The organism is Amycolatopsis sp. NBC_01488 (assembly GCF_036227105.1).
Lineage (GTDB): Bacteria > Actinomycetota > Actinomycetes > Mycobacteriales > Pseudonocardiaceae > Amycolatopsis.
The window spans coordinates 2,262,489-2,281,394 of record NZ_CP109434.1; the positions used below are offsets into that span (position 1 = coordinate 2,262,489).

Here is an 18,906-nt window from a genome sequence, read left to right on the forward strand (position 1 = left end):
CGGCCGGGCACGGAAGAACACGCGAAAGCTTCGTGTTCGGCCTCCGGTTTGTCCAGTCCGCGTCCGCTCACCGCGAACTGTGTCACTCGACCGGGTGGGTTCTGCCAAGTTGTCACCATGCGGGTTGTCTTCGTGCACGGTGCGTTCGTCCGGGACGGCGCCTGGTGGTGGCAGCCGACGGCGGAGGTACTCGCCCGGCACGGTCTGCGCAGCTCAGCGGTGGTGCTGCCGAGCTGCGAGAGCGAGCCGCGCGGCGATCTCCAGGACGACGCCGCGGCCGTCCGCGCGCTGCTCGACGCCGCCGACGAGCCCGTTCTGCTGGTCGGACATTCGTACGGAGGGATGGTGATCACAGAGGCCGGGAACCACCCCGCCGTCCGCCGGCTCGTCTACGTGACGTCGTTCCTGCCGGACGTCGGCGAGGCGCTGGCGGACTTCGGCGGCACCGAGCCGCCGCCCTGGCACGTCAGCCACGGCGACGGCACCGCGAGCGTCCGCGAGGAGCTGGTGCGGCCGCTCTTCGCCCAGGACTTCGACGACGTGGCGTACGCCGGCGCCGCGGCCCGGCTCACCGCCCAGAACGAGGTGGTCTTCGGCCAGCGGACGACGACCGCCGCGTGGCGCGAGATCCCGGCCACGTACCTCGTCTGCGCCGACGACCGCGCGACGCTGCCCGAGAAGCAGCGGGAACAGGCGGCGCGCGCCACCGACGTCGTCGAGCTGCCGGTGGCGCACCACCCCTTCGTCACCCGGCCGGAGCAGGTGGCCGGGGTACTTCAGACGACGACGTAGCCCATCAGGAACTCCTTGGTCTTGCCCTCGCAGCCGGCGTCGAGCGAGTCGAAGTGGTTCGCGCCCGCGTTGCAGCGGTAGAGCGGCCGCGCGCTCGCCCAGGACGGCGGGTTGGCGTAGATGTGGCCGAGCAGGCCGAGGGACTGCTGGCCCTCGCACTTGCCGCTCTGGTCGGGCGAGGTGAACCAGTCCGGCTGGTCCTTCACCTTGCAGGCGAACAGCTTCCGCGTGTCCGGCTCGGCCGTCGCGACGAGGGAGCCGAACACGCCCTCCTTCGTGAACCCGGCCGGCGGGCCGATCTTCTTCGTGCCGCTGAAGTGGCCGCCGTCCGGCTGGTGGTAGCGGATCAACGGCACTTCGGCCGGGTGCGGCTTGTCCCCGGTGGTCGGCGTCGGGGACGGCGGGGTCGAACTCGCGCCCGGCAACGCCGACGTGCTCGGGGACGAGGTGGGCTTCTTGGAGCTGGGCTTCGAAGTGGTCGGCTTCGCGGCGGACGACGTCGACGCCGGACCGGGAGCGCTCGCGGCCACCGGCGTGGTGGCGTCCGGCTTGAGGAGGAAGATCGCGCCGAGCGCGGCGACGACGGCGACCGCCACCCCGGTCAGCACCAGCGGCAGCCGGCGCTTCTTCGGCGGCGGCTCCCAGTCCACTGTGGTCGGTGACGGCGCGGCCACCTTGGCCGTCACCGGCTCGAAGACGACCGTCGGCAACGCGGCCGGGTCGACCGCCGACGTCGGCGAGTCCGTGATCGCGCTGCGCGCGGTTTCCAGCAGCCGCCGGACTCCGGACGCGGTCAGCCGGTCCGAAGTGGACTGGGTCAGCAGGCCGCGGACGGCGTCGGCGAGCGGGCCGCGGCAGCGGTCGAGCACCGGCTGCTCGTACATGATCGCGTGCAGGGTCGCGGCCGTGGTGGTGCGCTGGAAGGGCGCCCGGCCTTCGGCGGCGTGGAAGAGCGTCGCGCCCAGCGACCAGAGGTCCGACGCCGGCGACGGCCCGGCCCCGGCGAACAGCTCGGGCGCCATGTACCCGGGCGAGCCCATGACGCCGCCGGTCTGCGTCAGCGAAGGGTCGTCCATCGCCCGCGCGATGCCGAAGTCGGCGAGCTTCACGCGGTCGCCGGGCAGCACCATGATGTTGCTGGGCTTGACGTCCCGGTGCACGACGCCGGCCGCGTGGGCGCTCTCCAGCGCGCCGAGCACCTGCAGCCCGAGCGCGGCGACGCGGTCGTTGGCCAGCGATCCCTCACGGCCGACGACGTCGGCGAGCGTCGGCGCGACCACCAGCTCCATCACGATGAACGTGGCGCCGTGCTCGCTGACGACGTCGTACACCGTGACGACCGCGGGGTCGTTCAGCCGCCCCGCGGTGCGGGCTTCGCGCATGACCCGCTCGAGGTTGGTACCCGGCGGGGTGGCCAGCTCCTTCAGCGCGACCGCCCGCCCGAGCACCCTGTCCTCGGCGCGCCAGACGACGCCCATGCCGCCCCGGCCCAGCTCGGCCGAGATCGCGTACCGCCCCGCGACCAGTCTCATCGTCGCCCCCCTGAAAGCTCGGAGGCGATGCTAGGGGAGGCGCCGGACGGGCCCGGCGCCTCCCCGGGCTCAGGCCACGTCCCAGAGCGTGAGGAACGCCGAAGCCTCGCTGCGGGCCCAGGGCCGCAACCGTTCGCGATCGCGGGCGGAGAGCTGGAACTCCTTGCTCCGGCGGACGTCGACCACCAGCGCGTGCCCGCCCGGCAGGATGTCCGGCATCGCCTGCTCCAGCACCCACAGCGCGAGCTGCGCGGAGTCCTTCGTGAGCGGTTCCTCCTTGAAGTAGAGCCAGGTCGCGTACCGGCGGCCGTCGCTCTTGCGGAGCCCGAGCTGGGGGCTGACGCCGATCTCGAGGTCGCCGATCCGGCAGCGGCCGCGCCCGACCTCGACCAGCCGCGGCGACTTCCGGCCGAGGTACCGCAGCCAGCCCTCGGCTATCGCGGCGTAGTGCGGTTTCGTCCGGTCGTCGGCGGCGTTGACGAGCGCGCGCAACGCGACCTCGTCCTGGTTCGCCGCCCGGCCGGACCGCACGGCCTTGGCCGCCCGCCGGTAGTAGTTGAACGCGGCTCGCGCCGGGTCCTCGTACAGCCGGCGCTGCCGCCGGACGAACGACGACCGCGACGGACCGGAACTCGCGCTGTAGCCCACGAACGTGGGCAGGGTGATGTAGGCCATGGCCCTGCCTTCCTCCATCACGCCACCCGCGCACGCGAGCGGCATCTCCCCTGGACAACGCCCATTTTAGAACATATGTACGACAGTTTCGGGGGCTGTTGCGGTGACGTGAAGCGGGGACTCCCGGAACGCGCGGACTTGCGCTAAGTTGCCGATCAACCTCGAACCGCAACCTCGCAGGTCGGCCGCACGTGCCAGACTGATGCCCCGAATGGTGGATGGGGGTCCAAGGATGAGCTGGCAGGAAGAGCTTCGCCGTCTCGACTCGGAGCTTGCCGAAGGCCGCATCGAGCCCGCTGACCACCGCAAACAGCGTGACGAGCTGCTCGCACAGGCCTCCGGTTCGACCGTGCCCTCACCTGTCCCTTCACCGTTACGCCGTCCGGGTGACAACTGGCGGAGCGCGAACCCGGCCAGCCACCCGGCACCGCCGCCGCAGCGCATCGAATCGCCGCGGCCCGCGGTGCCGCACCAGAAGCCCCACCCGCCGTGGCAGCGCACCGGGCTGCCGGCGACCGTGGGCTCGAGCCCGGTGCCGGCCATCCCGGACCACATGACCACCGCGCCGAGCCCCGCCGACATCGTCCCCACCCGCTACTTGCGCATCGACGGGCCGGCCGGGCAGGAACCGGGCAGCCGGTTCCCGCCGATCACGCCGCCCCGCGGCGAAACCCGCCAGCCGCCGCGGGACGCCGGACCGGAGGAGCCGCCGGGCAAGCACCGCTTCGGCGGCGGTGACGGCCCGTCGGCCGGGCGCTCCTGGACGACCTGGCCGTTCATCACGCTCGGCGTCCTCGTGGTGCTCGGCATGATCGTCGGCGCGACGATGTGGCTCGGGAAGGACGACCCGAAGCCCGACCCGCTCTCCACGTTCGTGCCGCAACCCCCGGCCGCCGTCGCCCAGCCGCAGCTGGAGGACCAGGTCCCGCCGCTGCCCGGCAAGCAGTATCCGGAGAGCTCGACGATGTCGCTGGCCAAGGGCCTGGACCTGAACCTGTACCCCAAGGAGAGCGCCCAGGTCTTCTCGCAGCACGGCGTCACGCAGTTCGTCTACCGCGGCTCGTCGACCGGCGACACGGGGTACCTCGCCTTCGCACTCCCCACCGACTCCCCCGAGGACGCGAAGGCCGTCGTCGACTACCTGCGCGCGGCCGCCGACGCCGGCGGGTTCGCCCCGCTCGCCGCCGACCCGCAGGTCGTCACCGGCCGCAACGGCGACCGGCGGATGGACGGCACCTGGTACACCTCGGGCAAGGTCGCACTGGTGATCTGGGCGTCGCGGCCGTTCGACAAGGACAAGAACGAGCTGAAGACCAGCCTGGACAACGCGGTTGCGGTGTTCCGGAAAGCGCTCCCACCCAGCTGATCAGGCCGGGTCCGCCGGCTGGTCGAGCAGCGCGGCCAGGGTGCGGCGGGCGACGTCCGCGCCGAACAGGCGGTCCACCACGGTCTTGCCCTCTTCGGAGAGCCGCTGCCACAGCTTGTCGTCCTCGAGCAGGTTGCCGATCTCCTCGGCGAGCTCCTCGGCCGTGCCGCCGACGAGGACGTCGAGCCCGTGCGTCAGGTGCATGCCCTCGGCGGCCAGCGGGGTGACGACCGCGGGCACGCCGTACCCGAGGCTCTCCCCCAGCTTTCCCTTCACCCCGGCGCCGAAGCGCAACGGCGCGACGACGACCCGGGCCTCCCGGTAAGCGCTGTCGAGGTCCGGGACCCAGCCTCGGACGTCGACGCCTTCGCCTGCGAGGTCGAACATCTCCCGCGGCGGGTTGCTGCCGACGATCCGCGCCACGGCGTCGGGACGGCGGCGGCGCACGAGCGGCATGATCTCGGTGACGAGCCACCGCGCCGCGTCCCGGTTGGGCAGGTGGTCGAAGCTGCCGACGAAGAGCACGCCCGAGCGGCCGTCCGGGGCCGCCGGCACGCCGTCGGCGTAGTGCACGTTGGACAGCACCTCGACGCGCGCCGAGGGCACCAGCTCCCGCAGCAGCGCACGCTCCACATCGGACACGGTGAACGTGACGTCGGTGGCGCGGGTGAGGCCGAGCTCGGATTCGCGCAGCACTTCGGCCCGCCGCCGCAGCGTCAGCTCCTCGCGGGTGTCGCCGAGCCGCGCGGCCAGGTCGGCCTGGCGGTTGAGCCGGACGAAGTGCAGGTCGACCGTGTCGTAGGCGATCACGCAGTCCGGCGCGTGCTCGCGGACCTGCTCCAGCAGCTGCCAGGCGACGTGCGGCCGCGACAGGATCGTGAGCCGCAGGTCCGGGCCGGCGTCGCGCAGGAACTCCTGCTGCTCGCCGAGCCCGGTCACCACCGTGACGCCCGCGCGGTACAGCGCGTCCGCGTACGGCTCGGGGAGCGCGTTGTTGAGCGGCATGAACACGACCCGGTGGCCGAGGCCGACCAGCAGCTCGAGGATGCGGAACATCCGCACCGAGCCGGAGTCCTTGTCCGGCATCGGCACCTGGTGGTCGACGACGAGCACGGTGCCGCCGCGGTGGCCGTCCTTCGTGCGCTGCCGGCCGGCCCAGACCGCGCGCGGGCTCGCCTCGGGGAAGTGGTCGCGCAGCTGGACGCTCCACTTGTCGACGAAGACGCCGCGGTTGAGCTCCTGGTGGCGTTTCACGCCGGACGAGACGTCCGTGCCGTTCGTGATGCCTTCGTGGTGCACGACGACCGACGCGGGCTGCACCATCGTGCGGTACCCGGCCGCCCGCACGGCGAACGCGAGGTCGGTGTCCTCGTAGTACGCGGGTGCGAAGCGCTTGTCGAAGCCGCCGATGCGCTCGAACAGCTCGCGGCGGACCAGGATGGCCGCGCCCGAGCAGTAGTCGACGTCCCGCAGGGCCTGGAACCACGGTGCGTCCGGCGACTGCAGCCTGCCGTAGTTCCAGCCGGTGCCGTCGGCCCAGATGATGCCGCCGCACTCCTGCAGGCGGCCGTCCGGGTAGACCAGCTTCGAGCCGACGAGCCCGACGTCGGGCCGGGACTCGACCACGGCGACCAGTTCGTCGAGCCAGCCCGGGCGGACCTCGGTGTCGTTGTTGAGGAAGAAGACGAAGTCGCCGCGCGCGTGCTCGGCGCCCAGGTTGCAGGCCCCGACGAACCCGAGGTTCTTCGGTGCGCGCACCAGCCGGACCCCGGCGCAGCCGGCGACGCGGTCGGCCGAGTCGTCGCGGGAGGCGTCGTCGACGACGATCACCTCGAACGGCGTCGCGGGCAGGTGCCGCTGGATCGAGTCGAGGCAGGTCCGGGTGTAGGCCCAGTTGCCGTAGACCGGGATGACGACGCTGACGATCGGCTGGTCGCTGGTGGTCACCGCGACCGGACCGGGCACCGGCGGCGTGGCCGGGGCCGAACCCGCCTGCCGTCCCAGCGCCGTCTCGTAGAGGTCGCGCCGTCGCGTGCCGCGCGGGGCGAACTTCTCGATCGACCCCCGGTACTTGCCGATCAGCCGCTGCGCGAGGGCGGAAGTCTCCGCGCGGAGCTTCTCGTTCTCCGCGGCGAGCCGGCCGACCGTCTCGGCGAGCCCGGTGTTGTTGCCGGCCAGCCACGCGAGACGTTCGGTGTCGTAGCCGGCCTTGCGCTTGAGGAGGTTCAGCTCTTCGGCCGCTCGACGACGTTCCTCACGCGCGCGGCCGGCCTGGTCGATCGCCTCGTCGCGCTCGGCGGCGGCCTGCCGTCCGGTGGCGGTGGCGTCGGCCAGCTCGGCGGTCAGGCGGGCCTCGGCGGCCGACGCACGCTCGCGCTCGGCTTCCGTGCGGGCCAGCTCCGCCTGGAGCCGCCCGGCTTCGGCCGCGGCGCGCGCGACGAGCGTCAGCTTCGGGTCGAGCATGGCCGACGTCGAAGGCACCTCGACCGGCTCGGCCGACGCGACGGAGACGAAGTAGGTGTGCGGCGCTCCCGGCTCGACGACCCAGCCGTCCGCCTCGTCCGGCCGCAGGGTGAGCACCTCGGCGCCGGTGCCCGCGCCGCCGTCGTGGATCAGCGACCCGACGGCGACGTTCTGGCGCAGCACGACGACGTGCTCGAAGCTGTTCGCCAGCAGCGACCGGAACGCCGTCCCGGTCAGCTCGTGCACGTGGTACGGGTTCTCGTTGCCGTGGTCGTGGGAGTAGACCTCGACGTCCGGCGTGCTGCACAGGAAGATCCCGGACGGCGTGAGCCGGTTGCGGACCAGCTCCATCAGCCGGTCCTGCTCGTCGACGTGCTCGATCGCCTCGAAGCAGGTGATGACGTCGAACTTCTCGCCGTCGAGGGCGGTGGGGTCGGTGATCGAACCGGCCTCGAAGCGGACGCCCGGGTAGTTCTTCCCGGCGTGCTCGACGGTGACCGGGTCCAGCTCGAGGCCCACGACCGCCGCGGCCGGCTTCGCCATCAGCGCGCTGCCGTAGCCCTCACCACTGGCCAGGTCGAGGACCCGCTTGCCGGCGACGAACCGGGCGGCGAACGCGTAGCGGTGGTAGTGCTCGTAGATCACCTGGAGGTCGTCGGTCCACGGCACGCACCGCTCGCCGGTCCACTCGATCAGCCGCTCGCCGTTCGTCCCCTTGCCCATGGCGGGCAGATTAGCCGTCCGAACAGGGCCGCCGGGGCGGGCCTCACCTTTCGACGAGGCGCAGCCCGACCAGGATGTAGGCCAGCGTCCGCCGGTCGGCGCCGGAACCGGCGGTGATCGACCAGTCGGCGTCGAACGACAGCCGGACCTGCCGGTGCGCGTCGATCGGGACCGGCACGACCTGCTCGCGCAGGCCCGGGCCGACGTCCGCCTTCGCGACCGGCACGCCGTCGACCGCGATCGTCACGCTGCCGTGGTCGGTGGAGTCGTCGGGGACGAAGGTCCGCAGCTCGAGCGCGCCGATCGCCGCCGTGGTGAGGAGCGGGAACTCGACCGACGGCGCGGCCCAGTCGTCGTGGGCGACACCGTTCATCCGGCCGGTCACGACGCCGGCACCGCGCACCAGCCGCTCCCCGGGAGTGCCGCCGGGCCGGAACGACACGCGCCCGGCCGGGTCGACGACGTGGGTGTCGCGCACGGACCGCTCCGGCGTCCGCGAGCCGTGGACGCGCAGCGGCTGTGCCGTCGGGTGGAAGAGGCCGACGAGGTGCGTCGGGCTGACGACGCCCAGGTCGACGAGGGTGTCGTCGAGGACGCCGAGGTCGTCGAGCAGGCGGACGTCGGCGGGCTCGGCGAGGTCGAAGGAGGGGCCGTAGATCCGGTCGATGAACGGGTCGATCACGTTGCCGTACGGGAAGAAGAGGCTCGGGTGCAGGTGGTCGAGCAGCACCGGGAGCACGTCCTGGGCGCGGATGCCCTCGAAGCCGTCGGCCGCGCAGTCGATGTCGACGAACTGCTCGTCGACGGCGCCGGTCATGGCGTTGCGCCGCAGCCGCGGCGGCAGCGTCGCCCAGATCCGGTCCACGACTTCCAGCGCCTCGGGCCACCGGCGGTGGCCGTTGCGCCCGATCATGTCGTGGACGACGAGGACGCCATCGGGGTCCAGCCCCGCACGGATCTGGCCGTAGAGGTGCTCGAGGTCGAGGACGTGGTGCAGTGCCTGGTAGCCGACGACGACGTCGTGGGCGGTGTCGGCGCGCCAGGTGTTGAAGTCGGCGGTGATCAGCTCGACCCGGTCGGCGAAGCCCAGTTCCCGCGCCGACGCCTCGGCGCGGGCCTGCATGTCGGGGTTCAGCTCCAGCAGCCGCAGCCGCACGTTGTGCCGCCCGGCCGCGGCCAGCGTGCGCAGCCAGCCGAGCTCCTGGTCGCCGTTGCCGCTGCCGAGCGAGAGCACGACGACGTCCCGCTCGAGCCGCTCCGCGCGCCGGGCGATCTCGCCGGTGATCAGCTCGTCGATGTCCGTGACGCCGAGTGCTTCGAGCTTCGGCCGCAGGTGCCGGGCGGACCAGTGGTGCGCCGACGGCGGCAGGTTGCCGTGCACCTCGACCTGGCCGGCGAACGTCTCCCGCTCGCGCGCCAGGCGCTGCTCGTAGCCGGGTCCCCGGTCGCCCATCGCCATCCCCGCATCCCCGGTTCCGGCTCGTCCGGCTCCGGCCCGGCGCTAGGATACGGGCGTGCCGTCCCGACTCCGTCCGCAGTCACCCGCCGACGGGAAACTGCCGCTGACGCCGGAGTCGTGGCTCCCCAAGGAGCACAACCTCTACCGCCCGCGGCACAGCAGCCGGCAGCGCACGGCGCTGACGTGCGCGATCGTCTTCTTCCTGGCCCCGGTGCTGCTCTGGGTCGTCGGCGTGCAGCCGACGGCGTTCGAGAACCGGCCGCTGCGGCCGTTCCCCAGCCTCGGCGACGGCTGGGGGTTCTTCACCGGGCTGACCGGCTGGGCCACCGACCACCTGCCGCTGCGGCAGGCCGGCGTCCAGGCCGCGGACGGCATCGGCACCGGCGTCTTCGGCGACCCGCCCGGCTCCGGGCAGGGCACCAACCACGACACCGTCGGCATCGACCAGGGCCAGCACCCGGCCGGCACCGGCGACGTCCCCGGGTACGTCTACCCGCAGGTGATCCCGGGCAAGGACGGCTGGCTGTACCTCGGCGAAGACGTCAACGCGAAGTGCCGTCCGGTGATGGACCTCGACCACGTCGTCTCCGCGCTGCAGCGGCTGCGCGCGGCGGTCGAGAACTCCGGGCGCAAGTTCGTGCTGCTCTTCGCGCCGGACAAGTACACCGAAGAGCCGTCGCACCTGCCGGACGACTACGTCGGCAAGGCCTGCGCCCAGGCCAGGACCACCGACTTCTGGAACCGCGTGCCGCGCGAGACCGGCGCGCTGGACCTGCGTCCCGCGCTCGCCGACGCCAAGAAGCGGCTGGGCCGGCCGCTCTACGACTCGAACGACACGCACTGGTCGTACGACGGCGGCCTGGTCATGACGTACGCGCTGGGCCAGGCGATCACCCCCGGCAGCACGACGAACTGGCGGGCCGCACCCGACGGCGTCCGGCCGTGGCCGGCGGACCTGGCCCGCGTGCTCGGCCGCACCGAGCAGCGGCAGCTGCCGACCTACAGCCTCAGCACCGACGGCGGCGCGGACCGCACCCGCTACATCGCCAGCGACTTCCGCTCCCCGCTGCACCTGACGCAGCCGGACGGCGCGCGGCCGGTCGGCTCGATCGCCCCGAAGGTCGAGATCGTGGCCGACTCCTTCACCCAGTTCGCGACGCCGTACCTGGCCGCGACCTGCCAGGACGTCACCATCGTCCACAGCGACACCGTGGCGGAGGGCAACGCGGCCCAGCTGGCCGAGATGTTCGCCGACCGGGACGTCGTCACCTTCGAATTCGTCGAGCGCAGCGTCACCGGCGGGTCGTCGGCGCTGCTGCGCGACCAGACGATCGGGGAGCTGGCGAACGTGCTCGCCCAGCACCCGCGCTGACCTCGCCGGTCGCCTCGCGACTCGCGCCGGTAACGACGGGGTGGTGGGCGCCGACGGGTAAGGACACCCGTGCACAATGACTGCGTGCGGCCAGGAGGGTGTCCGGCCGCGCACCCGCACGTTCGCATGGATTCGGGACGAACTACCCGAAGGGGGTACCGGGGTGACCTGGCAGGAAGAGCTGCGCAGGCTGGACGAGGAGCTCGCAGCGGGGAGCCTGACCGCGGACGAGTACCGGACCCGGCGTGATCGTGTGCTGAGCATGGCCGTGACAGCCGGCGACAGCCAACCGCAGCAGGCCCCCGGGCAGCCGTCGACCGCCGCGGAAACCCAGATCATCACGCCGGTGTCGCCGCCTTCGCGGCAGCAGCCCGCCCCCGACCAGCCGGCCGGCTCGGCCGACGCCACACAGGTCGTGTCGTCCGCGGACGCGGGCGGCGAGCGCACCCAGGTCGTGCAGCCGTGGCAGCAGCACCCGAACTCGCCGTCGGGCGGGTTCCCCCAGCCGATGGGGCAGCCGCAGTACAGCCAGCCCTCGCCCCCCAGCGGGTTCGCCCGGCCGCAGCAGCAGCCGGACCCGTGGGGTGCGGCCCCGCAGGACGTCAGCCCGCCGTGGGGCGGCTCGGAGTTCCCGCCGCTGGGCCCGTCGAACAACTCGAACGCGGGCTGGATCAGCCAGGGCCCGGAGACGTTCCAGACCCAGCCGTCGTCCGGCAAGGGCAAGAAGATCGCGTTCATCGCGCTCGGCGTGGTCGTGGTCGTGGGCCTCGCGTTCGGCGTCTGGGCGCTGTTCATCAAGAACAATGGCGACACCCCGGTCGCCCAGCAGAGCACCAGCCAGCAGCCGCCGCCGGTGCCGACGACCAAGCCGCTGCCGGAGCCGCCGGCCGCCAAGGCCGAGCCGGAGGACAACTCCTCGGCCCTGGTGACCCCGGCGGGCAAGACCCGCGCCGGCGGGGGCTCGTTCGACATCGCGAAGCTGGAGTCGGCGAAGTTCCTGCCGCCCACGGTGACCGAGCGGCTCAAGCAGGGCGGCATGACCGACGGCCTGCTCAAGACCACGACCGACGGCGACGTCACGCTCGGCCTGTACGCGCTCGAAATGCCGGACAAGCAGTCCACGACCCCGGTGGCCCAGGAGTACGCGAACGCCCAGCAGGAAGGCGGCCTGACCGCCAGCCGCGACCTGTCGCTGCACGGCGTGCCGGTGTTCGCCGCGCCGGACGGCGGTGGCCAGACGGTCTACCGCGCGGTGTACGTCCTGTACAGCCGGGTGATCATCGTCGACGCGTACGGCACGGACAAGGACGCCACGCTCAGCTCGTTCAAGACCCTGCTCGCCGCGCAGGTCCAGAAGGCGCCCCCGACCGAACGCACGAACAACTGACACGAAGATGAGTGCGATTCGCTGGTCGGTGTGTGGTTGTTGGGGTCCTGCGTCAGGCTGGGATCGGGTCGAAGCGGACGGTCATGCCCAGGGCGTTGGCCTGCTTGACGATCTGGTGCATGGTGCGCTGGGGGTCGCGGCGGGTGAAGTAGTCGGCGCCCAGGTCGTGGTGGGTGACCTTGTCGGTCAGGATGTGCCAGATCGCGATGGTGAGTTTGTGCATGACGGCGACCAGGGCTCGTTGCCGGCCGCGGCGGGCGGCGAGGCGCCGGTAGTAGACGGCGTAGTAGGAGTTCTTTTGCTTGATCGCGGCCATGGCGGCGGTACCGAGGATGCGTTTGAGGTTGGCGTTGCCGTGGCGGGTGTGGCCGGATTTGTTCACCCCGGCCGATTCGTTGAGGCCGGGGCAGACGCCGATCCAGGAGGCCAGGTGCGCGGCGGTGGCGAACGGGGCCATGTCTCCACCGGTCTCGCTGATGATGATCTCGGCGGCGGTGCGCCCGATGCCGGGGATGGTGTCGAGGTTGTTCAGGTCCCGGTCGCGGTCGCGCATCAGGTCGGCGATCCGCATGTCCAGTTCGGTGACCAGTTCGGCGAGGTGGTCGATCTGGGTGAGGAAGTGCCGGCACATGAAAGCGTGGTGGTCGGTGAACGTGCCCTCCAGCGCCACGGTGAGGGCGGGGATCTTGGCGCGGGCGTGGCTGAGGGCCAGCTCGGCCAGTGTGGCGGGGTCGCGTTCGCCGTCGATCAATGCGGCCAGGATCCGCCGCGAGCTGACTCCGGTGACGTCGGTCAGGACGCTGGTCAGTTTGAGGCCGCTGTCCTCGAGTTCTTTTTCCAGTCGTTGGATTTCGCGGCCGCGGTCGGCGCGGATTTCGGTGCGGCGGCGGGTCAGTTCCCGCAGTTCGCGGATCGCGCGGTCGGGTACGAAGGAGGCCAGCACCATTCCCGAGGCGGCGGCGCGGGCCAGGAACGCCGCATCCGATGGGTCGGTCTTGCGGCCCTTGATCCCGCGCAGGTGGGCGGGGTTGACCAGCATCAGGTTCAGCCCGGCGTCCTGCAGCGGGTAATACACCGCACGCCAGTAGTCCGAGGTGGCTTCCAGGGCAACGATTTCGACTGCGTGTTCGGTCAGCCAGTCACGCAGGTCCCGGATGGCCCCGGCGGTGGTGTCGAACCGTTCGGTCTCCAGCAGCCATCGGCCTGCCCGGCGCGGGTCCGGGGTGCGTACGCATGCCATCACGAACCGTTTGCCGACATCCACACCCGCAGCGCGCAGGTACAGCACCTCGTCCCGCGCCGACGATTTTGTCATGATGTACCACCCATCGGTCCTGTCGTCCTGGGTGGGCCGCTCGGAGAGGTCCCGGGAAGCAGCGAAACTGACACACGTGCTCGTGCGGCGGCGCACCGCCGGTCTGGCACAAACCGTAGTCCCGGAGCGGACCTCCATCACCATTCTGACATTCGAGCTCTCACCGCATCACAGTCCAACCGGCTTACCGAGCGGCCCACCCCATCTTCCCAGCCCCGTGAAGCCTGCGAAACAGACGGGAGCTTCTGACATGGAGCTGGAGAAACGGCTCCGCAAGCTGGTCAAGCGCTACGCCGTCGCCCGGAAGTCGTACGACGACCTCGAGGTCCGCGAGAGCAGGCTGACGGCGCGCCTCGACCAGCTGTCCGCGCGCTACGACAGCCTGATGAACCACCACGACGAGCTGCTGGCGCGGCACGCGGAGGTCCTCGAGGAGAAGCAGGCGTTCGAGGAGCAGTACCGCACGTGGGTGCCGCCGGGGCACTTCTACTCGCCGTTCGCCTCCAAGGAGGAGATCGGGAACCGGGCCGCGTCGATGTTCGACGTCAATGCCCGCCCCGCCGCCGTCGACCTGCGGGAAGCGGAGCAGATCGAGCTGTTCGGCACGCTCGCGGACCTCGCGGGTGAGCTGCCGTTCACCGCCGAGCGCACCGAGAAGCACCGGTACTTCTACGAGAACACCGCGTACTCGTGGTCGGACGCGATCATCCTGCACACGATGCTGCGCCACCTCCGCCCGAAGCGGATGATCGAGGTCGGCTCGGGCTATTCGACGGCGATGACGCTCGACACGGCCGACGGCTGGCTCCCGGAGCTGGAGCTGACCTGTATCGAGCCGTACCCGCAGCTGCTGCAGAGCCTGTTCCGGCCGGGCGACGAGGAAGGCGTCCGAGTCCTCGACCAGGCGGTGCAGGACGTCCCGCTGGAGACGTACGACCGGCTCGAGGCCGGTGACGTGCTGTTCATCGACTCGACCCACGTGGTCAAGGCGGGCTCGGACGTCAACCACCTGTTCTTCGAGGTGCTGCCCCGCCTGAACGACGGCGTGTGGGTGCACGTCCACGACGTCTTCTTCCCGTTCGAGTACCCGATGGACTGGCTGGTCGAAGGCCGCGCGTGGCAGGAGGACTACCTGCTCCGGGCGTTCCTGATGTACAACCGGCGGTTCGAGGTCCGCTGGTACCAGCAGTTCATGTGGGCCCACCACCGGGACCTGCTGGAGAGCCGGATCCCCGAGCTGGCCGGCAACTCCGGCGGGAACATCTGGCTGCAGAAGGTCGCCGGGTAGCCCGAAGGTGTGACTTAGGCCGTGTCGGTGAACGCCCTCCCCCCTTCGGACGCCCTCTGAGCAGAGCATCGGATCCGAGAGGAGGCGTCATGGTCTGGATCTGCCTGGTCGCCGTCCTCGCGGTGGTGTTCCTGGTCCGGGCATTCCGCGTGGTGCGCCGCGTCAGGCGGAGTGACGCGGGGTGACCAGCCCCGACTCGTAGGCCAGCACCACCAGCTGTGCCCGGTCGCGGGCGCCGATCTTCGTCATGATGCGGCTGACGTGAGTACGCGCGGTCGCCGTCGAGATCACCAGGTGGGCGGCGATCTCGTCGTTCGACATCCCGCCCGCCACCAGGCCCAGCACCTCGCGCTCGCGGTCGGTGATCTGGCGGACCGCGCTGGTGTCGATGCGCCGGTTTTCCGGGCGGCCGACGAACTCCTGGATCAGCCGCCGCGTCACCGTCGGCGCCAGCAGCGCCTCCCCGCTCGCCACCACCCGCAGCGCGCGCAGCAGCTCGACCGGCTCGGTGTCCTTCAGCAGGAACCCGCTGGCGCCCGCGCGCAGGGCTTCGTAGACGTACTCGTCGACGTCGAAAGTGGTCAGGACCAGCACCTTCGTCCCGGCGAGGTCGGGGTTCGCGGTGATCCGGCGGGTGGCTTCGAGGCCGTCGACACCGGGCATCCGGACGTCCATCACCACGATGTCCGGCTTGTGCTCGACCGCTCCGGCGACCGCTTGCTCGCCGTCGCCCGCCTCGCCGACGACCTCGAAGCCGTCTTCGGTCTCCAGCAGCACGCGGAACCCGGCGCGGACCAGGATCTGGTCGTCGGCCAGCAGGACGCGGATCATGCTTCTCCCTCGATCGGTAGCTCGACGCGCACTTCGAAACCGCCCTCGAGCGGCCCGGCGGTGCACTGCCCGCCGAGTGCGGCAGCGCGTTCGGACATGCCCCGCAGGCCGTGGCCCGGCGTCGGTTCGCTGGTGCCGCGGCCGTCGTCACGCACCTTCATCGTGAAGGTCCCGGTCCGGCGTTCGAACCGGACGTCGACGTGTTTCGGCTGGTCGGCGTGCCGCACGACGTTCGTCAGCGACTCCTGCAGGATGCGGTAGGCGGCGGCGTCCACCGGCGCCGGGAGGTCGCCGGCCGCGCCGTGGACGTCGACCGTGAGCCCGGCGTCGCGCGCGTGATCCAGCAGCTCGGCGGCCTGGGCGAGGCTCGGCGCGGGCGCCTTGTCCTCGCCCGAGCGGAGCACGGCCAGGGTGGCACGCAGGTCGTTGAGCGCGGACGCGCTGGCCGCCTTGATGTTGAGCAGCGCCTCCTTCGCCTGCTCGGGCCGCCGGTCGGCCACGTGCGCGGCGACGCCCGCCTGGACGTTGATCATGGCGAGGCTGTGCGCGACGACGTCGTGCACCTCGCGCGCGATCCGCAGCCGTTCCTGCTCGGCGAGCCGGTGCCGGTGCTCGTTCGCCTGCTCGCGGCGGGCGGCGAGCGCGTCGAGCTGGTAGCGGACGGCGGTCCCGACCCCGATGACGGCGATCTGCCACACGACGACGAACGCGGCGCCGGCCGCGAGCGTGAACGACCTGGTCGTGACGACGTGCGCGACGTAGGCGGCGGCGAGCGCGGCGGCGCCGGTACAGCCCGCGGTGAGCGGCCCTCGTTGCCGGGTCAGCACGAACAGCGCGATGGTCGGCACGAGGATGACCGGCCCGCCCGGCAGGCCGGACGCGTAGTAGCCGAACGCCGAGGCGGCCGTGACCAGGAAGAGCGTCAGCGGGAAGCGATGGACGAGCAACAGCGTCAGCACGGTCGCGGCGAGCCACGCGGCGCCCAGCGACGTCAGCGGCGTCGAGCCGGGCTGCCACCGCGAAGACGCGCTGGTCGCTCCGAGCACGAACCCGAGGACGACGACCGTGCGCACCACGCGTCCTACCCACGGCGGCCATCTCATGCCGCGAAAGCTACCGCCCACGGCCGGGCGGCGCGTCCGTCACGGAGCGACAGTCCACGTACGTCGTCAGTCGAACATGAGGGGCAGCTTCGCCGCCGTCGCCTCGTCGGCCGGGGTGTAGGTCGACACCGTGATCTCCGAGCGGCGGCCGTAGTACAGGTAGGTGAAGTTGAACTGCAGCAGGCCGACGTCCGGGTGCAGGTACCGCTTCGTGCGGATCGGCTCGGAGTTGACGTCGTGGTGCGGCCACAGCTCGGCGAACAGCGGCGACTCCGCCTTGAGCCGCTTGACCAGGTTCTTCCACGCGGGTTCGGCGACGTGCTCGGCCATCGCCGCGCGGAAGGACGCGATCACGCGCGGGATGTTCGTGTCCCAGTCCAGCATCCGCTTGCGCCACTCCGGGTTGAGCAGGCACTGGACCAGGGTGTTGCGGTCCTCGAACGGGATCGCGTCGACGTCGCCCATCAGCCAGGTGTAGCCGCGGTTGTAGCCGAGGAGGTCGCAGCGGGCGTTGCGCACCGCGACCGGGTACGGCTCGAGCTTCTTCAGCATCAGCTCCAGCTGCGGCGAGAGGACCTGGCAGTCCTTCTCGCTCTCCGGCTCGGGCGCGCCGGCCAGCCGGAAGAGGTGGGTGTGCTCGTGCGGGTCGAGGCGCAGCGTGCGCGCAATCGCCTGCAGCACCTGCTCGGACGCGTTGATGTCGCGGCCCTGCTCGAGCCACGTGTACCAGGTGACCCCGACGCCGGCGAGCTGCGCGACCTCTTCGCGGCGCAGCCCCGGCGTCCGGCGGCGGCCCAGCAGCGGAAGGCCGACCTGCTCGGGCGTGATCCGTTCACGCCGGCTGCGCAGGAACCTCGCCAGCTCTTGCCGGCGGAGGTCGGATTCGACGGCGGTGGTCATGGTGCCAGGATCGCACGAGCCCGAACCTGGTACCAGGTAGTGACAGTACCCGGATAAAGAACAACTGGTACCAGGTTAAGTTCGGGTCGATCGTAGTACCCATGACCACGACTCAACTCGCGCCGAGCACCCTCGGCGCCCCGGCCCGGCCGGGACTGACCCCCGCCGGCCTGGTCACGGTGCTGCTGGGGGCGGCGCTGCCGATCATCGACTTCTTCATCGTCAACGTCGCGCTCCCGACGATCGATGCCGACCTCCACGCGTCCACGGCGACCCTCGAGCTGGTGGTGGCGGCGTACGGCATCGCGTACGCGGTGCTGTTGGTGGTCGGCGGCCGCCTCGGCGACTCGCTCGGCAGGCGCCGGCTGTTCTTCATCGGCCTGTGGCTGTTCACGTTGACGTCCCTGGCCTGCGGAATCGCCCCGACGGCGACCACGCTGGTGATCGCCCGCGCCGCGCAGGGGGCGGCGTCGGCGTTGCTGCTGCCGCAGGTCCTGTCGATCATCCAGGCGACGACGTCCGGCGAAGAGCGTTCACGCGCATTGGGCCTCTACGGCGCGACGGGCGGCATCTCGACGATCGTCGGCCAGCTGCTCGGCGGCGCCCTGGTGGCGGCGGACGTGTTCGGCACCGGCTGGCGGCCGATCTTCCTGGTGAACGTGCCGATCGGGCTGGTGGTGCTGGTGCTGGCCCGCCGGCTGCCGGAAAGCCGCGCGCACGACCCGCTGGGCGTCGACCGCCTCGGCACGCTCCTGCTGGCGACGACCCTGCTGGCGTTGCTGGTCCCGCTGATGGAGGGCCGCGCGCTGGGCTGGCCGGCCTGGTCGATCGTCCTGCTGGCGCTCTCGCCCGTTTCGGCCGCGACGTTCGTGCACGTGGAGCGCCGCCTGGAGCGGCTGGGTGGCACGCCGCTGCTGCCGCCGTCGGTGATGCGCCTGCCGAGCGTCCGGAGCGGGCTGATGGTGGCGATCCCGTTCTTCGGCGCGTTCGGCTCGTTCATGTTCGTGTTCGCGATGACCCTGCAGGAGGGCCTGCACTTCGGCCCGCTGGGCGCCGGCGCCGCGCTGACGCCGCTGGCGGTCGCGTACTTCACGGTGTCGATGCTGAGCAGCCGCCTGGTGACCCGCTACGGCCAGAAGGTCGTACCCATCGGAGGCGCGATCACGGCGATCGGCATGGTGGTGCTGCTGTGCACGACGCTGTCGGCCTGGCCACACGTGACGGTGCTCGACCTGGCGCCGTCGATGGTGGCGATCGGCGTCGGGAACGCGCTGGCGATGACGACGTTGTTCCGGATCGTGCTGTCCCACGTGCCGACGGACCTGGCCGGGGTGGGCTCGGGCGTGATGACGACGAATCAGCAGACGTCGCTGGCTTTGGGTGTCGCGACTTTGGGGAGTCTGTACGCGGCGCTTTCGGGCTCGCTCGGGAGCCGCGACGCGTTCGCGGTGGTGATCGGGCTGGTGGCGGTGCTGGCGACGGTGGTCGCGATCACCGCGCGGCGCTTGCCGGACCCCCGGGTGTGACGGCGGAGAGGAAGGCGGACCACGCGGCCGGCGGCATCTCGAGTGCCCCGGCCGTGGGGGCTTTCGAGTCCCGGGTGGCGATGGTGGCGCCGGTGAACGCAACCTCCACGCAATCGCCTTCCTGGCCGGAACCACCGCTGTAGCTGCTCTTGCGCCAGATCGCCAAGTTGCTCG

General features: G+C 71.6%; 15 protein-coding genes. 6 read left to right on the forward strand and 9 right to left on the reverse strand.

Features of this window, described 5'->3' with window-relative positions; genetic code table 11:
• Window positions 1-117 precede the first annotated feature (117 nt).
• Window positions 118-792 (forward strand): alpha/beta fold hydrolase, encoded by a 675-nt coding sequence (locus OG738_RS10890; protein ID WP_329053309.1) that lies wholly within the window; start codon window positions 118-120, stop codon window positions 790-792.
• Here OG738_RS10890 and OG738_RS10895 read toward each other — a convergent pair.
• Window positions 777-2,324: a serine/threonine-protein kinase gene (locus OG738_RS10895; RefSeq protein ID WP_329053311.1), complete on the reverse strand. Its 1,548-nt coding sequence runs from the start codon at window positions 2,322-2,324 to the stop codon at window positions 777-779. The two genes, OG738_RS10890 and OG738_RS10895, sit on opposite strands and share 16 nt — an antisense overlap.
• Window positions 2,325-2,393: 69 nt before the next feature.
• On the reverse strand, window positions 2,394-3,017 hold the full coding sequence (locus OG738_RS10900; RefSeq protein ID WP_442875885.1) for a hypothetical protein: 624 nt from the start codon (window positions 3,015-3,017) through the stop codon (window positions 2,394-2,396).
• Between the two features lie 214 nt (window positions 3,018-3,231).
• Between OG738_RS10900 and OG738_RS10905 the strand changes: the two genes are divergently transcribed.
• Window positions 3,232-4,365 (forward strand): hypothetical protein, encoded by a 1,134-nt coding sequence (locus OG738_RS10905; RefSeq protein ID WP_329053313.1) that lies wholly within the window; start codon window positions 3,232-3,234, stop codon window positions 4,363-4,365.
• Here OG738_RS10905 and OG738_RS10910 read toward each other — a convergent pair whose 3' ends face one another.
• Together OG738_RS10910 and OG738_RS10915 are read right to left on the reverse strand one after the other, a co-directional pair.
• Window positions 4,366-7,551, reverse strand: coding sequence for a glycosyltransferase (locus OG738_RS10910; protein WP_329053315.1), 3,186 nt, complete (start codon window positions 7,549-7,551; stop codon window positions 4,366-4,368).
• A 43-nt stretch (window positions 7,552-7,594) separates the two neighbouring features.
• Window positions 7,595-9,010: an SAM-dependent methyltransferase gene (locus OG738_RS10915; protein WP_442875886.1), complete on the reverse strand. Its 1,416-nt coding sequence runs from the start codon at window positions 9,008-9,010 to the stop codon at window positions 7,595-7,597.
• Between the two features lie 55 nt (window positions 9,011-9,065).
• Between OG738_RS10915 and OG738_RS10920 the strand changes: the two genes are divergently transcribed.
• Together OG738_RS10920 and OG738_RS10925 are read left to right on the forward strand one after the other, a co-directional pair.
• Window positions 9,066-10,382, forward strand: coding sequence for an alginate O-acetyltransferase AlgX-related protein (locus tag OG738_RS10920; RefSeq protein ID WP_329053316.1), 1,317 nt, complete (start codon window positions 9,066-9,068; stop codon window positions 10,380-10,382).
• A gap of 163 nt (window positions 10,383-10,545) precedes the next feature.
• The gene (locus tag OG738_RS10925; RefSeq protein WP_329053319.1) at window positions 10,546-11,769 is read left to right on the forward strand and encodes a DUF1707 domain-containing protein; all 1,224 of its coding nucleotides are present in this window, start codon (window positions 10,546-10,548) and stop codon (window positions 11,767-11,769) included.
• Between the two features lie 52 nt (window positions 11,770-11,821).
• Here OG738_RS10925 and OG738_RS10930 read toward each other — a convergent pair whose 3' ends face one another.
• A complete protein-coding gene (locus OG738_RS10930) occupies window positions 11,822-13,084 on the reverse strand; it encodes an IS110 family transposase (RefSeq protein ID WP_329056577.1) in 1,263 nt (420 codons plus the stop codon).
• Between the two features lie 250 nt (window positions 13,085-13,334).
• Here OG738_RS10930 and OG738_RS10935 point away from each other — a divergent pair, with 250 nt between their 5' ends.
• Entirely contained in the window at window positions 13,335-14,372 is a 1,038-nt protein-coding gene (locus OG738_RS10935) for a class I SAM-dependent methyltransferase (RefSeq protein WP_329053321.1), read from the forward strand.
• A gap of 162 nt (window positions 14,373-14,534) precedes the next feature.
• On the opposite strand, the gene OG738_RS10940 is transcribed toward OG738_RS10935, so the two are convergent.
• The 3 genes from OG738_RS10940 to OG738_RS10950 form a co-directional block, all read right to left on the reverse strand.
• Window positions 14,535-15,203: a response regulator transcription factor gene (locus OG738_RS10940; protein WP_329053323.1), complete on the reverse strand. Its 669-nt coding sequence runs from the start codon at window positions 15,201-15,203 to the stop codon at window positions 14,535-14,537.
• Window positions 15,200-16,306, reverse strand: coding sequence for a sensor histidine kinase (locus tag OG738_RS10945; RefSeq protein WP_329053325.1), 1,107 nt, complete (start codon window positions 16,304-16,306; stop codon window positions 15,200-15,202). Before OG738_RS10945 ends, OG738_RS10940 begins: the two co-directional genes overlap by 4 nt.
• Window positions 16,307-16,372: 66 nt before the next feature.
• Window positions 16,373-17,206 carry a helix-turn-helix transcriptional regulator gene (locus OG738_RS10950; RefSeq protein ID WP_329053327.1) on the reverse strand — a complete coding sequence of 278 codons (834 nt, stop codon included), beginning with the start codon at window positions 17,204-17,206 and terminating at the stop codon, window positions 16,373-16,375.
• Window positions 17,207-17,307: 101 nt separating this feature from the next.
• On the opposite strand from OG738_RS10950, the gene OG738_RS10955 reads away from it, so the two are divergent.
• Window positions 17,308-18,732, forward strand: coding sequence for an MFS transporter (locus tag OG738_RS10955; protein WP_329053329.1), 1,425 nt, complete (start codon window positions 17,308-17,310; stop codon window positions 18,730-18,732).
• Here the strand turns inward: OG738_RS10955 and OG738_RS10960 are convergent.
• Window positions 18,698-18,898: a DUF397 domain-containing protein gene (locus OG738_RS10960; RefSeq protein ID WP_329053331.1), complete on the reverse strand. Its 201-nt coding sequence runs from the start codon at window positions 18,896-18,898 to the stop codon at window positions 18,698-18,700. The genes OG738_RS10955 and OG738_RS10960 overlap by 35 nt on opposite strands.
• Window positions 18,899-18,906 lie beyond the last annotated feature (8 nt).